This is a genomic window from Ancylobacter oerskovii (assembly GCF_018390555.1).
GTDB lineage: Bacteria > Pseudomonadota > Alphaproteobacteria > Rhizobiales > Xanthobacteraceae > Ancylobacter > Ancylobacter oerskovii.
The window spans coordinates 427,495-442,085 of the sequence record NZ_JAHBGB010000002.1 but is presented as its reverse complement, the minus strand read 5'-3'; the positions used below and the strand labels follow the sequence as shown (position 1 = coordinate 442,085).

The 14,591-nt window shown below is 68.0% G+C and carries 13 protein-coding genes; 3 read left to right on the top strand and 10 right to left on the bottom strand.

From position 1 onward, the window contains the following. Positions 1-213: 213 nt before the first annotated feature. Positions 214-1,812, bottom strand: a complete 1,599-nt coding sequence (locus tag KHC19_RS02290; protein ID WP_213350394.1) for an ABC transporter substrate-binding protein — start codon at positions 1,810-1,812, stop codon at positions 214-216. Positions 1,813-2,058: 246 nt separating this feature from the next. On the opposite strand from KHC19_RS02290, the gene KHC19_RS02285 reads away from it, so the two are divergent. Then, positions 2,059-3,264 (top strand): acyl-CoA dehydrogenase, encoded by a 1,206-nt coding sequence (locus KHC19_RS02285; protein ID WP_213350393.1) that lies wholly within the window; start codon positions 2,059-2,061, stop codon positions 3,262-3,264. 273 nt (positions 3,265-3,537) lie between these two features. Here KHC19_RS02285 and KHC19_RS02280 read toward each other — a convergent pair whose 3' ends face one another. The 6 genes from KHC19_RS02280 to KHC19_RS02255 all read right to left on the bottom strand — a co-directional run bounded on the left by KHC19_RS02280 (position 3,538) and on the right by KHC19_RS02255 (position 8,534). Further along, positions 3,538-3,948: a methylglyoxal synthase gene (locus KHC19_RS02280; protein ID WP_213350392.1), complete on the bottom strand. Its 411-nt coding sequence runs from the start codon at positions 3,946-3,948 to the stop codon at positions 3,538-3,540. Beyond that, positions 3,945-4,394 (bottom strand): RrF2 family transcriptional regulator, encoded by a 450-nt coding sequence (locus KHC19_RS02275; RefSeq protein ID WP_213350391.1) that lies wholly within the window; start codon positions 4,392-4,394, stop codon positions 3,945-3,947. Before KHC19_RS02275 ends, KHC19_RS02280 begins: the two co-directional genes overlap by 4 nt. Positions 4,395-4,498: 104 nt before the next feature. Continuing rightward, positions 4,499-4,645, bottom strand: coding sequence for a hypothetical protein (locus KHC19_RS02270; RefSeq protein WP_213350390.1), 147 nt, complete (start codon positions 4,643-4,645; stop codon positions 4,499-4,501). Positions 4,646-4,754: 109 nt separating this feature from the next. After that, positions 4,755-6,068 carry an ATP-dependent DNA helicase gene (locus tag KHC19_RS02265; protein ID WP_343207633.1) on the bottom strand — a complete coding sequence of 438 codons (1,314 nt, stop codon included), beginning with the start codon at positions 6,066-6,068 and terminating at the stop codon, positions 4,755-4,757. Between the two features lie 73 nt (positions 6,069-6,141). Beyond that, on the bottom strand, positions 6,142-6,978 hold the full coding sequence (locus tag KHC19_RS02260) for an EamA family transporter (RefSeq protein WP_213350388.1): 837 nt from the start codon (positions 6,976-6,978) through the stop codon (positions 6,142-6,144). 98 nt (positions 6,979-7,076) lie between these two features. Continuing rightward, positions 7,077-8,534 (bottom strand): NAD-dependent succinate-semialdehyde dehydrogenase, encoded by a 1,458-nt coding sequence (locus KHC19_RS02255; RefSeq protein ID WP_213350387.1) that lies wholly within the window; start codon positions 8,532-8,534, stop codon positions 7,077-7,079. Between the two features lie 235 nt (positions 8,535-8,769). Between KHC19_RS02255 and KHC19_RS02250 the strand changes: the two genes are divergently transcribed. After that, positions 8,770-8,955 carry a hypothetical protein gene (locus KHC19_RS02250; RefSeq protein ID WP_213350386.1) on the top strand — a complete coding sequence of 62 codons (186 nt, stop codon included), beginning with the start codon at positions 8,770-8,772 and terminating at the stop codon, positions 8,953-8,955. A 99-nt stretch (positions 8,956-9,054) separates the two neighbouring features. Here KHC19_RS02250 and KHC19_RS02245 read toward each other — a convergent pair whose 3' ends face one another. Beyond that, positions 9,055-11,871 (bottom strand): DNA translocase FtsK, encoded by a 2,817-nt coding sequence (locus KHC19_RS02245; protein ID WP_246548101.1) that lies wholly within the window; start codon positions 11,869-11,871, stop codon positions 9,055-9,057. A 159-nt stretch (positions 11,872-12,030) separates the two neighbouring features. Then, the gene (locus KHC19_RS02240) at positions 12,031-12,351 is read right to left on the bottom strand and encodes a GNAT family N-acetyltransferase (RefSeq protein ID WP_213350385.1); all 321 of its coding nucleotides are present in this window, start codon (positions 12,349-12,351) and stop codon (positions 12,031-12,033) included. Between the two features lie 325 nt (positions 12,352-12,676). Here KHC19_RS02240 and KHC19_RS02235 point away from each other — a divergent pair, with 325 nt between their 5' ends. Further along, positions 12,677-13,258 carry a nitroreductase family protein gene (locus KHC19_RS02235; protein ID WP_213350384.1) on the top strand — a complete coding sequence of 194 codons (582 nt, stop codon included), beginning with the start codon at positions 12,677-12,679 and terminating at the stop codon, positions 13,256-13,258. A 192-nt stretch (positions 13,259-13,450) separates the two neighbouring features. On the opposite strand, the gene KHC19_RS02230 is transcribed toward KHC19_RS02235, so the two are convergent. Continuing rightward, positions 13,451-14,485 carry a glutamine synthetase beta-grasp domain-containing protein gene (locus tag KHC19_RS02230; RefSeq protein WP_213350383.1) on the bottom strand — a complete coding sequence of 345 codons (1,035 nt, stop codon included), beginning with the start codon at positions 14,483-14,485 and terminating at the stop codon, positions 13,451-13,453. Positions 14,486-14,591 lie beyond the last annotated feature (106 nt).

Genomic DNA, 14,591 nt, shown 5'->3' with positions numbered 1-14,591 from the left:
TCCCTCGGGGAGCTTCGGGGCGCTGCAGGAGGCGGATCGGGGGCGTCACATCACGGACGGGGCGCTCATGCGCGGCGCGCGACACAGGTGAATGCGGAACGGCTGAGGCCGACCGGACGAAGGCCGGCATGCTCTAGCGCATCAGCGCGGTCGTGCGTTTTCGAAAAGGCACGGTGCCGGCGGAGCGCTCCTTCCGCCGGCACCGGCATCACGTCACTTCAGGTCGACGCCGTAGAACTCGTGGCGGCCGAACGGGCTGACCTTGTAGTCGACGACTTCCTTGCGGGTCGGCTCATAGACCACCGAATGGGCGATGGTGAACCACGGCGCGTCTTCCTTCACGATGACCTGCGCCTGCTCGTAGAGCTTGGTGCGCTCGGCGACGTCCGGGATGGTCTTCGCCTTGTTGATCAGCGCGTCGAAGTCCTTGTTGCACCACTTGGCGAGGTTCTGGCCGCCCGGACGGGCCGCGGCGCAGCCGAGCAGGAAGAAGAAGTTGTCCGGGTCGCCATTGTCGCCGGTCCAGCCGAGCTGGCCCGTCATGTGCTCGCCCTGCTGCAGGCGCTTGCGGTACTCGCCCCACTCATAGGAGACCAGCTTGGCATTGATGCCGAGCTTGGCGAGGTCCGACTGCATCATCTCGGCGATGCGCTTGGCGTTCGGGTTGTAGGGGCGCTGCACCGGCATCCACCACAGGTCGATGTCGAGCGGCGTTTTGACACCCGCATCGGCCAGCATCTTCTTGGCCTTCTCGGGATCGTAGGGATAGTCCTTCACCGCGGTGTTGTAGGACCAGATGGTCGGCGGGATCGGATTGACGGCCGCCTGGCCGGCGCCCTGATAGACGTCCTTGATGATCGCCGCCTTGTCGATCGCCATGTTGAAGGCCTGGCGGACCTCCTTCTTGTCGAAGGGCGGCTTCTGGGTGTTGAAGGACAGATAGGCGATGTTGAGGCCCGGCTGCGACAGCAGGTTCAGCGCCGGATCGGTCTTCATCGCCGCGATGTCGGCCGGGTTCGGCGCGATCATCACATGGCACTCGCCCTTCTTCACCTTGGCGTAGCGGGCGGTCGGATCCGGGGTGATGGCGAAGACGAGGTTGTCCAGCGCCGGCTTGCCCTCGAAATAGGTCGGGTTGGCCTTGTAGCGGATCACCGCGTCCTTCTGGTAGTTCACGAAGGTGAACGGGCCGGTGCCGACCGGGATCTGGTCGAACTGCTCGGGGGTGCCCTTCTTGAGCAGGAAGTCGGCATATTCCTTCGACATGATGGTGCCGAAGTCCATGGCGAGGTTGGCCAGCATCGGCGAGTTCGGCTCGGTGAGCGTGAACTTCACCGTGTAGTCGTCCACCTTGTCGATCGACTTGAGCAGGTCGGGCATGCTCATGTCGTTGAAGTAGTCATACGCGCCGCCGGTGACCTTGTGGTAGGGGTTGTCGGCCTTCCACTGGCGGTCGAAGGAGAACAGCACGTCGTCGGCATTGAAGTCGCGGGTCGGCGTGAAGCCGTTGACGCCGGCGTGCCACTTCACGCCCTTGCGCAGCTTGAAGGTGATTTCCTTGCCGTCGTCCGACACCGTCCAGCTCTCGGCGAGGCCGGGCACCACCTTGGTGGTGCCGCGCTCGAACTCGACCAGCTGGTTGTAGACCGGGCGGGCGGCGTCGAAGCTGGTGCCGGTGGTGTTGAGCGCCGGGGTGAAGTTCTCGGGGCTGCCTTCCGAGCAGTAGACGAGCGTCTTGGCGGCGTAGGCAGGCGCGGACAGCGCCACCAGTACGGCCGCGGTGGCGGCCAGTTTGGCATTGAATACCGACATAATGGGTTCCCCTTATTTGGATGTGCGGCGGTAGCCCGTGCACGCGGGCTGGATTATTGACGGTTCGTCGCACCCATAGCGCGAAATCAAACACGCCTTGATCACTTGCGCAATAAGGCTGCGGGGTCCTACCAAAGTCGTATGTCTAGACATTTCCGGGCGACGCTGGGCGCCGCCGTGCCGCGGGTGTAAGAGGAGGGAGGTCGCGCCGGCCACAGGCGCGGACGCATAAGGGAGACGAGACGAATGAACGCCGCGCCGCATGCCGCCCCCAAGGCGATCTTCGATTGGGAGGATCCGTTCGACCTCGACGGCCAGCTCACCGAGGACGAGCGCATGGTGCGCGACACGGCGCGCGATTATGCCCAGGAAAATCTGATGCCGCGGGTAGCCTCCGCCTATCGAGAGGAGCGCTTCGACCGCGAGATCATGAGCGAGATGGGCGCGCTCGGTCTGCTCGGGCCGACGATTCCCGAGGAATATGGCGGCGCCGGTCTCGGCTATGTCGCCTATGGGCTGGTGGCGCGGGAAGTCGAGCGGGTCGATTCCGGCTATCGCTCGGCGATGAGCGTGCAGTCCTCGCTGGTAATGCACCCGATCCACGCCTATGGCAGCGAGGAGCAGAAGCGCAAATACCTGCCCAGGCTCGCCACCGGCGAGATCGTCGGCTGCTTCGGCCTGACCGAGCCCGACGCCGGCTCCGACCCGGCGGGCATGCGCACCCGCGCCGAGAAGATCGACGGCGGCTACCGGCTCAAGGGCGCCAAGATGTGGATCACCAACTCCCCGATCGCCGACATCGCGGTGGTGTGGGCGAAGTCGGCGGCGCATGACAACGCCATTCGCGGCTTCGTGCTGGAGCGCGGCACCAAGGGGCTGTCGCTGCCGAAAATCGAGGGCAAGCTCTCGCTGCGCGCCTCCGTCACCGGCGAGATCGTGATGGACGACGTCGAGGTGCCGGAGGAGGCGCTGCTGCCGAACGTCGCCGGGTTGAAGGGGCCGTTCGGCTGCCTCAACCGCGCCCGCTACGGCATCGGCTGGGGCACCATGGGCGCGGCGGAAGCCTGCTACGCCGCGGCGCGCGTCTACACGCTCGATCGCGTGCAGTTCAACCGGCCGCTGGCGGCCAACCAGCTGATCCAGAAGAAGCTCGCGGACATGGCGACCGAGATCGCGCTCGGCCTGCAGCTGGCGCTTCGCGCCGGCCGGCTGTTCGACGAGGGCCGGCTGCCGCCGGAAGCGATCTCGGTGCTGAAGCGCAACAATTGCGGCAAGGCGCTCGACATCGCCCGCGTCGCCCGCGACATGCATGGCGGCAACGGCATCTCGTCGGAATATCCGGTGATGCGCCACATGGTGAACCTGGAGACGGTGAACACCTATGAGGGCACGCACGACATCCACGCGCTGATCCTCGGCCGGGCGATCACCGGGATTCAGGCGTTCTTCTGAGATATTGCCCGTTCTTGAGCCGGCTATTGGGGCAGGGCGTGCCCTTCTTTTCCTCTCCCCGGTGGGGGCATGGGGGAAACGAAGAAGGCCCCTCACCCTACCCCTCTCCCCGACGGGGAGAGGGAAAAAGGACAGCCCCAGCCTCGTCTTGTCTCGTCGGGAAAGATGTCCGCCCCACCTCGTCGGCAAGAACGACCCCTCTTTCTTTCCCTCTCCCCGTCGGGGAGAGGGAACTGGCCTGCTCCTGCGATTAACTCGGGAAAGAAGTGTCTCTCAGCCCGCCTCGGCTTCCAGCGCCGCGATCAGCATTTCCGCGGTGGAGAGGTTGAGCGCGATCGGGATGTCGTAGACGAGGGCGACGCGCATCAGCGCCTTCACGTCGACATCGTGCGGCTGGGCGGTGAGCGGATCGACGAGAAAGACCAGCGCCCGCACCCGTCCCTCGGCGATCAGCGCGCCGATCTGCTGGTCGCCGCCGAGCGGGCCGCTCTTCAGCCGGGTCAACCGCAATTCCGGGCAGGCATCGAGAATGCGCCCGCCGGTGGTGCCGGTGGCGACGATGTCGAAACGCGCCAGTGTCGCGCGGTGCTCCACCGCCCAGGCGACCATGTCGTGCTTCTTGCTGTCATGGGCGACGAGGCCGAGCAGCCCGGCGGCCGCATCGGAAGCGGGCGGTACGCTCATATGTGGTACATGAGGTCGGCGTCGGCATTGCGGGCGAAGGCCATCATCTCTTCCAGCGTCATGCGGTCGAGAATGTCGCTCATCGCGTCGCGCACCTTGCTCATGGTGACCTGAACCGCGCAGATCTTGAGATCCTGGCAATCCTGGCAAGGCACATAGGCGCTCTTGGAGGCGCAGTTGATCGGCGCCAGCGGCCCGTCCAGCGTACGGATGATGTGGCCGACGCGGATTTCCTTCGGCAGCCGCGACAGCGCGTAGCCACCGCCCGGCCCCTTCTTGGAACGCAGCATGCCGGCGTTGCGCAGTTCGAGAAGGATGGCGTCGAGGAATTTCTTCGGAATGTTGTTGGCGCTGGCGATCTCGGCGCCCATGGCGCTCTGCCCCTGGGGCAAGCCGGCGAGGAACAGCATCGCCTTAAGCCCGTACTTGCCCTTATTGGTCAACATCGCCGCTATGAATCCCATTGCGCCGGGGCGAATCCGCCTCCGGCCTTTCTTCATAGATGATAGATCAAGCGGCTTTTTAAAGGGGATGCAAGAGGCGGGGAGGCTCAGCGCGACGTCGCGGAAGCCGTGACGGCCGCCGCCGGGGCTTCCGCCTCGCTTGCGCCGGGATGCACGAACAGCACCGCCGCGGCGATGGCGCCATAGGCGAGTGCGAACATCAGGGTGTGGCGATGGCGGACGATGCGGCTCATGAAATCCTCTTCCATCATAGTCTATGGACACCATCGACTATGTAAAGTGGAAATCGGATCAATCACGAGATTTTTTGCATGTCGTCTTATTTAACGTAATTTATATGTGTTATTGCTGCCGTAACGGGAAAAGTTCGGCTTCCGCCTCGAAGGCGGAGGCGAAGGCCGCCACCCGCCGGTCGATGCGAATGTCGCTGGCCCGCAGCGGCCGGACCAGCGAAAGCCCCTCCAGCGAGCGGGCGCGGGAGAGGGCGACATAGGCCTGCCCCGCCGCGAAGGCACCGGAATCGAAGTCGATCCGCACGTCTTCCAGCGTCAGCCCCTGCGCCTTGTGCACGGTGACGGCCCAGGCGGGCACCAGCGGCAGCTGGGTATAGGTGCCGACCACCTTGGCCTCGACCTTGCCGGTCGTCTCGTCCCAGTCGTAGCGGATGCGCTCCCAGCTCACGCGCTCGATTTCCGCCACGCCGCCGGCGTCGAGCCGCACAAAGGCGCGGTCGGGGGCGAGGCCGATCACCGTGCCGACCGAGCCGTTGACCCATTGCCGCTCCGGGTCGTTGCGCACCGTCATGACGCGGGCGCCGACCTTCAGCAGCAGCGCCTCCGGCACCGGGAGGCGGTCATTGGCGAGGTCGAACTCGCCCTGGCTCGCGCCCTCATAGACGCGCCCGCCATCGGCGAGGCCCTCGAGGCCGCGGCGGTTATAGGCATCGACGCGGGCATTGGTGGGGGCGAGCACCACCGGGATGCGTCCGTCGCGATGCGGACGGAAACAGGCCTCGTTGATCGCCGCCACCGCATCGGCGACGAAGCGCCCGGAGCGGAGCGCGGCGAGATGCTCGACGAAATGGATGTCGGACTGGCGCCAGACCTTGGTGAAGGGCAGGCGGGCGACGGGCGTCTCGCGCAGCACGCGGGCATCGAAGGCGAAGGGCCCCTCATAGCCGAAATGCTCGAGGATCTCGCGCTCGGCCATCGGCACCACCGGCGGCAATTGCAGGAAATCGCCGACCAGCACCATCTGCACGCCGCCGAAGGGCTCCGGCCGGCCGCGGACGATGCGCAGGCAGCGATCCACCGCGTCGAGCACGTCGGCGCGCACCATCGACACCTCGTCGATGACCAGCCGGTCGAGCTTCTTCATCAGGGTGCGCTTGGGCGAGCGCGGGCGGACCTGATCGGGATCGACGAGGCGCGGCGGCAGGCCGAAGAAGGAATGGATGGTCTGGCCGCCAAGCTGCAGCGCCGCCACGCCGGTGGGCGCGAGGAAGACCTGCCGCGAGCCGCCATGCTTGCGCAGCATGTGCAGGAAGGTGGTCTTGCCGGTGCCGGCGCCGCCGAGCACCATGGTCACCGGCGCCTGCTCGCGCAGCATCGCCAGCGGTCGGGCGAAGGCCTCCTCATGGCCGGCGGGGCGAATCACGTCAGTTTCGGTGGCGGTCGTGCTCATCGGGCCAATTGAGCACAGCCACGGCGATAGCCCAAATCGGCGGGCCTCAATGCAGCTTGATCAGCGCGAGGCCGGCGACGATGAGCGCCGCCCCGGCAAGGCGGCTCGGGCGCGGCGGCTCCTTCAGCAGGAATACGGCGATGAGCGCGGCGAACAGCACGCTGGATTCCCGCACCGCCGAGACGAGGCCGATCGGGGCCTTGGTCATCGCCCAGATGGTGATCCAGTAGGCGGTGAGCGACATGGCCCCGCCGGCCGCGCCGGGGCCGAGGAAGCCGAGCATCGGCCGCAGGGCGCCGGAGCCGTGGCGCAGCAGCGCCACCGCGAGCACGATGGGGCCTTCCGCCAGGAACAGCCAGGCGGCGTAGAGATGCGGATTGCCGGTGGCGCGCGCGCCGGTTCCGTCGATGATCGAATAGACGGCGATGGACAGGGCGCAGGCCCCGGCAAGAACGAGCGCCCGCCGGTCGAGATGGCCGCCGCGCGGCCAGGCGATGGCGAACACCCCGGTGGCGAGCAGGGCGACGCCGGCCACGCCCTGGGCGTCGATCGGCTCGCCGAGCCGCACCAGCGAGAACAGGGTGGTGATGAGCGGCGAGCCGCCACGCGCCACCGGGTAGACGAAGCCCATGTCGGCGCGGCGATAGGCGCCGGTCAGCGTCAGGTAATAGACGAGATGCACGGCGATCGAACCGGCGATCCATGCCCAGGCATGCGGGGGCGGCGGGCCCAGCGCCAGCGCGACCGGCAGGACGATGACGCTGGAGGCGCCGGTGATCAGCGCCATGGCGACGAAGGGATCCAGACGGATCTTCAGCAGGGCGTTCCAGCCCGCATGCATCGCGGCGGCGGCGATGATCGCCATGAAGACGCTGGGTTCCATGCGGCGACGGGCTCGCGGAGGAGGGCCGGTCCCGTTGGAGCGGCGGACGCGGTGATACGTGATTCCGCGCCCGCCGCCGAGCCGTCATGACGGATTTGTCACACTGCGAAACGGGTGACGAACTTGGTGTTCACATAGGCTTCCATCGCCTCGGTGCCGCCTTCTGAGCCATAGCCGGAATCCTTGATGCCGCCGAACGGCACCTCGGGGAGGGCGAGGCCGTGATGGTTGATCGAGATCATGCCGCTCTCGACCCGCCGGGAGAAATCTTCCGCGGTGGCGGAAGAGGTCGTGTAGGCATAGGCGGCGAGGCCGTAGGGCAGCCGGTTCGCCTCGGCGATGACCGCCTCGGTGGAGGTGAAGGGCTGGATCGGCACCAGCGGGCCGAACGGCTCCTCGTTGAGGATGCGCGCATCCGGGGGAAGATCGGTGAGCACGGTCGGCTCGAAGAAGTAGCCCTTGTTGCCGATGCGCGAGCCGCCGGTGCGCAGCGTGGCGCCCTTCTGCACCGCGTCGGCGGTGAGCGCCTCCATGGCGTCGATGCGGCGGGAATTGACCAGCGGGCCCATGCGCACGCCGTCTTCCAGGCCGTTGCCGACCTTCATGCCCTTCACCGCCTCGGTGAAGCCGTCGACGAACTTGTCATAGAGGTTCTCGTGCACCAGGAAGCGGGTGGGCGAGACGCAGACCTGGCCGGCATTGCGGAACTTGGCGCCGGACAAGAGCTTCACCGCATGGTCGAGATCGGCATCCTCGAACACCACCGCCGGGGCGTGGCCGCCGAGCTCCATGGTGACGCGCTTCATATGTGCGCCGGCGAGCGCGGCGAGCTGCTTGCCGACCACGGTGGAGCCGGTGAAGGTGATCTTCTTCACGATCGGATGCGGGATCAGGTACTGCGAGATCTCCGACGGCACGCCGAACACCAGGTTGACCACGCCGGCCGGCACGCCGGCATCCTGATAGGCCTTGAACAGCGCGGCGCAGGAGGCGGGGGTGTCCTCCGGTCCCTTGAGGATGATCGAGCAGCCGGCCGCCAGCGCGGCGGAGGCCTTGCGGACCGCCTGGTTGATCGGGAAGTTCCACGGCGTGAAGGCGGCGACGACGCCGACCGGCTCGCGGACGACCACCTGATGGATGTTTTCGGCGCGCGGGGCGATCACCCGGCCATATTGCCGGCGACCTTCCTCGGCGAACCAGTCGATGATGTCGGCGGCGGCCAGCGTCTCCACCCGCGCCTCGGCGAGCGGCTTGCCCTGCTCCATGGTCATGATGCGCGAGATGTCCTCGGCGCGCTCGCGCAGGATGTCCGCCGCCTTGCGCATGATCTTGTAGCGCTCATGCGCCGGCACGCGCTTCCACGTCGCAAAGCCCTTCTCTGCCGCGGCGAGGGCGTCGTCGAGATCGGCGATCGAGGCATGCGCGAGGGTGCCGATGACCTCCTCCGTCGCGGGGTCGACGATGGGCTGGCTGGCGGGGCTGCCGCCATGACGCGAGCCTTCGCGCCAGACGCCGTCGATGAACAGGAGGACATCGGGGTAGGAAGCCGTGGACATGGGAACCTCTCGGAAAGAAGGCGCCGTCGTGGGAAGCCCGAGGAGGGCTCCGGGGCGTCGCAGTCCTCCACACCTAATGGTCCGGCTGTCCGGTTGGAAGAGCCCAGGCGGCGATTGGATCCGGGATTTGCGCGGGACGGTTGTTCACCGGTGCGGGAACCCGGACCGGCTGCCGGCGTTGACGGCGAGCGGGCTGCGGCCCGGCCTCGTTTCCGCACCGGCCGATCGGGGGCACATGAACAGCAACAGCCAAGGCGACGCGCAGCGCGACGGGACGCCGGCTCGCCGGCCGGTATCCGAGCGCGACGACCGGCCCTGGTGGCAGCGCAGCTGGGGCGCGGTGCTGATGCTGGCCGGCGCCGCCCTGTTGATGGGACTGGCCCTGACCCTGTGGAGCGAGGCGGCGCCGTTCGGAGGCTAGGATCCCCGCGGCGGTGCCGGATGGCGGGCGCGACCGGCCCATGAAAAAGGCCCCGGCATGCGAGCCGGGGCCTTTGTTGCAGGCAATCATGGCGCGGGGTTAGTGACCCGAGCGGCCGTCCGAGATGATCTCGCGCTTGCCGGCATGGTTGGCGGGACCCACCAGCCCCTCATTCTCCATCCGCTCCATGATCGAGGCGGCGCGGTTGTAGCCGATCTGCAGCCGGCGCTGGATGTAGCTGGTGGAGGCCTTGCGGTCGCGCATCACCACGGCGACGGCCTGGTCGTAGAGATCGCCCGGCTCGGCGCCCATGGCGGTGGCGTCGAACACCGCCGCGTCCCCGCCCGCCGGCGGCACGACCTCCTCGTCGTCCTCGGCCGTCACCTCGTCGAGATAGTCCGGCCGGCCCTGCGCCTTCAGATGCTCGACGACGCGCTCGACCTCCTGGTCGGAGACGAACGGGCCGTGCACGCGGGAGATGCGCCCGCCGCCGGCCATGTAGAGCATGTCGCCCTGGCCGAGCAGCTGCTCGGCGCCCATCTCGCCGAGGATGGTCCGACTGTCGATCTTGCTCGTCACCTGGAAGGAGATGCGGGTGGGGAAGTTGGCCTTGATGGTGCCGGTGATGACGTCGACGCTCGGGCGCTGGGTCGCCATGATCAGGTGGATGCCGGCGGCGCGGGCCATCTGGGCGAGGCGCTGGATGGCGCCCTCGATGTCCTTGCCGGCCACCATCATCAGGTCGGCCATCTCGTCGACCACGATCACGATGTAGGGGAGGGGCGAGAGATCCATGATCTCCTCTTCCTCCATCATCTCCCCGGTCTCGCGGTCGAAGCCCTTCTGCACGGTGCGGGTGATGATCTCGCCCTTGGCCGCCGCCTCCGCCACGCGGGCATTGAAGCCGTCGATGTTGCGCACGCCGAGGCGGCTCATCTTCTTGTAGCGCTCCTCCATCTCGCGCACCGCCCATTTGAGGGCGACGATCGCCTTCTTCGGGTCGGTGACGACGGGGGTGAGGAGGTGCGGGATGCCCTCATAGACCGAGAGTTCCAGCATCTTCGGGTCGATCATGATCAGCCGGCACTGGTCCGGGCGGTGCCGGTAGAGCAGGCTCAGGATCATGGTGTTGATGGCAACCGACTTGCCGGAGCCGGTGGTGCCGGCAACGAGCAGATGCGGCATCTTGGCGAGGTCGACGATCACCGGCTCGCCGCCGATGGTCTTGCCGAGCGCGATGCCGAGCTTGGCCTTAGCCGCCTCGAATTCGTGGCTCGACAGCATCTCGCGCAGCCATACCGTCTCGCGGCGCTGGTTGGGCAGCTCGATGCCGATGACGTTGCGCCCCTCCACCACCGCGACGCGGGCGGAGATCGCGCTCATTGAGCGGGAGATGTCCGCGGAGAGGCCGATGACCCGGCTCGACTTGATGCCGGGCGCCGGCTCCAGCTCGTAGAGCGTCACCACCGGACCGGGATTGGCGTCGATGATCTCGCCGCGCACGCCGAAATCGTGCAGCACCTGCTGCAGCTTCACCGAATTGCGCTCCAGGAATTCTTCCGAGAGCTGGTAATCCGGCTCGACTTCCGGGGGGACGGTGAGCAGGTCGAGCGGCGGCAGATCATAGCCGATGCGCGTGGGGACCGCGGGGACCGGAGGTGCCGCGACGGGCCGCGGCGCCGGCACCGCCGCGGGCTCGGGAGCCGGGGCCGGCTGGGCGGCGACCGGCGCCGGGCGTTCCGGTGCCGGGGCCGGAGCCGAGGCCGCGATGGCGAAGGCCGGCCAGGAGAAGGTGACGGCGGCGCCCCCGAGGCCATAGGCGGCATCGAAGGCTCCGGCGGCATCCTGCTGCGCGGCTTCCGGCGCCGGAGCGACGGTGGCAAGCATCTCCTCGACCGGCGTGCTTTCCACGATCACCGCCGTCGCGGCGGCGAGCGGAGCCCCCGCATCGGCGGAATCCGGCAGGATCGCGAGATCGTCTGTCTCGTCGTCGTCGAAGTCCTCGACGTCCTCGTCTTGCTCGAACGCGTCGTCCTCCTCGATGTCGAGCTCCGCCGCCATCTCCAGAACGTCGTCGAAGGCGTCGTCGGATGCGGGTCCGTCCTCGACCGGGGACACGGCCGGCGCGTCGAGCGCCACCGCCATGTCCTGATGCGCGGCCACCGCCGGCGGCTCCGCCCAGCCGAGCTGGATCAGCCCGGCAATACGCTGGATGGAGCTCGGCAGGCCCTCGCCGGGCTGCGGCTGGAAGGTGGCGGTGGGGGCCGGCGCGGCGGGAGAGGGCTCCGGCACCGTCGCTGCCGGCGCCGGCTCGGCGGCCGCATGGACCGTCGACAGGGCGCTGTTGGGGGTCGCCGGCTGCAGGATGGGCGAGGCCGGCGGCTTGCGCGGCTGCACCACCAGCGCCGGCGGGCGTGCCGCCGCGGCCGCCGGTGCGGCGGTCGGCACGGCCGGAACCTCCGCGGCCGGCGCGGGCTCGGGGGCCGGCGGCTGGCGCAGCAGATAGTCCGGGGTGCGGGTGAAACGGGTATTGGGCGGCATGGTGAAGGGCTGCAGCCAGCTCGGAATCACCACGCGCGGGCCGGGCGCCACGGCGGGAACGGGGTTGCCGGCATAGGCCGGCTCGCGCAGCGGCGCGGGATCCCGCGGCACGGCGGGCACGCGCGGCATGCCGGTGGCGGGATAGCCGGCGGAAGCCGGCCGGGCGGGCGGCTCGGCGAGCGGCGCGCCGGCATAGAGCGAGGGCGCCGGCAAGGTGGTGCCGGGGCCGCCGGCCGGATTCTTCACCTGGGGCGGCGGTGGCGCGTTCAGCTTGTGATTGGCGCGCGAGACCAGGCGCGCGGCGCGCGCGGCGTCGTCCGACGTGCCGGTGGATGGGGAATCATTCCGATCGGAAGGACGATCCGGGAAACGCATGAGCCGCCAAACCTGTGCCGCTGGAACCGTGACGGACCGCCATTGGCGGCCCGCCTCTCAACTGGCTTCAGGCATAGAAGATCAGCGTTAATGAAGCGTTTGGAGCCGGCGCTTTCCCCAGCGGGTGATGCGCCGGCGCCACGCCGATGCGGTGGACGATCAGACCGGAAGGCCCAGAGTGGCGCGGATTTCCGGCGCCATCAGATTATGGGTTTCCGGGTGCTTGATCATGTAGCGGCCGAATACCGAGCAGCGCGGGATGACCGAGAGGTGCCGCTCGCGGGCGCTGGCGAGGCCGGCCTCCACCAGCCGGGTGGCGAGGCCGCGGCCGCCGAGTTCCGGCGGGACCTCGGTGTGGGTGAAGATGATGTGGTCCGGTGCCAGCACATACTGGGCGATGGCGAGATGCCCGTCGATCTCGATCTCGAAACGGTCCTGGGCGCGGTTGTCGCGGACCGGGATTTCGCCGTTCATGCTCATTTCATGCTCCTTGGAGGCTGTGCCCCGTTTTCGGGTTGTCCGCGCCGGTCGCCCGACGGCGGATGGGATATTGTCGACCAAAACCGCCGTTGCGTCGCCCCCGCGCCGGATGATTCTTTGCGATCGGCGCGGACGAGGCCCGCGAAGCGGCCGTCGGCACGCTTTTGACCGCCCGGTGGGGCTGGGCTATGCCGGAACCGTCGTCAACCTCCGCGGACGGCCGGGATTCCCGCGGTGCCAGCCTGGAGGATTCGCCATTTCCGACACGTCACCGTCCGAAACCCTCGCCGCTCCCGCTGCGGCGCTCCTGCCTGCGCTGCCGCAGATGCTGGCCGCCATGGCGTGCCGGCGCTCGGTGCCGCCGGCGGCGCTGACGCTGCCGGCTCCCTCCGACGCACAATTGCGCGACATGCTCGCCCTGGCGGTGCGGGTGCCCGATCACGGCCTGCGCGAGCCGTGGCGCTTCGTCATCGTCGCCGGCGAGGCGCGGGCGGAGCTCGGCCGCCGCCTGGCGCCGCTCTACCGCGCCGCCAATCCGCAGATGGAGCCGGCCAAGCGGGAGAAGTTCGCCGGGATCATGGAGCGCCTGTTTCTCGCTTCCCCCATGGCGGTGGTGGTGATCAGCCGGCCCGACCGTGCCTGCGCGATCCCGGTGTTCGAGCAGGAGCTTTCCGCCGGCGCCGTGTGCATGAACCTGATGCAGGCGGCACATGCTTCCGGCTTCGGGGCGATGTGGGTCACCGGCTGGGCGGCCACCCACCCGGAGGCCGCGGCGTCGATCGGCGCCGGGGAGGGCGAGAGGATCGCCGGCATCGTGCATGTCGGCACGGCCGTCAGCGTGCCGCCGGAGCGTCCGAGACCCGATGTCGCCGCCTTGACGAGCTTCTGGGCGCCGCCCGCGGCGTGAGATGGGCGGCGGCGTGGCCGCCGGTTCATCAGCGCGGTGCCCCGCGCAGGCGAGGACGCATGGACGAGGGGCGCATGGACAGGCGAGGGCGCATGGACAGGCGAGGCGCATGGAAAAGCCCGGCGCACCGCAGGGCGCGCCGGGCTTTCCAAGGCGAGGGACGATGCGGGGAGCCCGCATCGTCATGAAGGCTCACGCGGCCGCGGAAGCGGCGGTCGAGACCTCGGAAATGGTCTTCAGAACCTGGGAGGCGATCTGGTAGGGGTCGCCCTGGGAGTTGGGGCGGCGATCCTCGAGATAGCCCTTGTAGTCGTTCTTGATGAAGGAGTGGGGCACGCGGATCGAGGCGCCGCGGTCGGCCACGCCGTAGGAGAACTTGTTCCACGGCGCGGTCTCATGCTTGCCGGTGAGGCGCATGTGGTTGTCCGGGCCGTAGACGGCGATGTGGTCCTCGAGGTTCGTGGCGAACTGCGCCATCAGCGCCTCGAAATAGGCCTTGCCGCCCACTTCGCGCATGAACTTCGTGGAGAAGTTGCAGTGCATGCCCGAGCCGTTCCAGTCGGTGTCGCCGAGCGGCTTGCAGTGCCACTCGATGTCGATGCCGTACTTCTCGGTCAGGCGCTGCAGCAGGTAGCGGGCCATCCACACTTCGTCGGCGGCCTTCTTGGAGCCCTTGCCGAAGATCTGGAATTCCCACTGGCCCTTCGCGACTTCCGCGTTGATGCCTTCGTGGTTGATGCCGGCCTCGAGGCAGAGCTCGAGATGCTCTTCCACGATCTGGCGGGCGACGTCGCCGACATTCTTGTAGCCGACGCCGGTGTAATAGGGGCCCTGCGGCGCGGGATAACCATGCTCGGGGAAGCCGAGCGGACGGCCGTCCTTGTAGAAGAAGTATTCCTGCTCGAAGCCGAACCAGGCGCCTTCATCGTCGAGAATGGTGGCGCGGGCGTTGGACACATGCGGGGTGACGCCATCGGGCATCATCACTTCGCACATCACCAGCACGCCGTTCTTGCGGGCGGGATCGGGATAGACGGCGACCGGCTTCAGCACGCAATCCGAGGAGCGGCCTTCGGCCTGCTCGGTCGAGGAGCCGTCGAAGCCCCAGAGCGGCAGCTCTTCAAGCGCCGGGAAATGGTCGAATTCCTTGATCTGCGTCTTGCCGCGCAGGTTGGGGACCGGCTTGTAGCCGTCCAGCCAGATGTATTCGAGCTTGTACTTCGTCATATCAGGTCTCTCGTGAGCTGGCGACGCCAACAAGGTTGCTGCCAGTGACCGTCGTGGGTTCGGTCGCCAACGGCCTGCCGCCTATCAAGCATTATCCGTGCCAGTT

Coding starts and splice junctions, on each gene's coding strand:
- KHC19_RS02290 (WP_213350394.1), bottom strand. CDS start 1,812: ATGTCGGTATTCAATGCCAAACTGGCCGCCACCGCGGCCGTACTGGTG.
- KHC19_RS02285 (WP_213350393.1), top strand. CDS start 2,059: ATGAACGCCGCGCCGCATGCCGCCCCCAAGGCGATCTTCGATTGGGAG.
- KHC19_RS02280 (WP_213350392.1), bottom strand. CDS start 3,948: ATGAGCGTACCGCCCGCTTCCGATGCGGCCGCCGGGCTGCTCGGCCTC.
- KHC19_RS02275 (WP_213350391.1), bottom strand. CDS start 4,394: ATGTTGACCAATAAGGGCAAGTACGGGCTTAAGGCGATGCTGTTCCTC.
- KHC19_RS02270 (WP_213350390.1), bottom strand. CDS start 4,645: ATGAGCCGCATCGTCCGCCATCGCCACACCCTGATGTTCGCACTCGCC.
- KHC19_RS02260 (WP_213350388.1), bottom strand. CDS start 6,978: ATGGAACCCAGCGTCTTCATGGCGATCATCGCCGCCGCCGCGATGCAT.
- KHC19_RS02255 (WP_213350387.1), bottom strand. CDS start 8,534: ATGTCCACGGCTTCCTACCCCGATGTCCTCCTGTTCATCGACGGCGTC.
- KHC19_RS02250 (WP_213350386.1), top strand. CDS start 8,770: ATGAACAGCAACAGCCAAGGCGACGCGCAGCGCGACGGGACGCCGGCT.
- KHC19_RS02245 (WP_246548101.1), bottom strand. CDS start 11,871: ATGCGTTTCCCGGATCGTCCTTCCGATCGGAATGATTCCCCATCCACC.
- KHC19_RS02240 (WP_213350385.1), bottom strand. CDS start 12,351: ATGAGCATGAACGGCGAAATCCCGGTCCGCGACAACCGCGCCCAGGAC.
- KHC19_RS02235 (WP_213350384.1), top strand. CDS start 12,677: ATGCTGGCCGCCATGGCGTGCCGGCGCTCGGTGCCGCCGGCGGCGCTG.
- KHC19_RS02230 (WP_213350383.1), bottom strand. CDS start 14,485: ATGACGAAGTACAAGCTCGAATACATCTGGCTGGACGGCTACAAGCCG.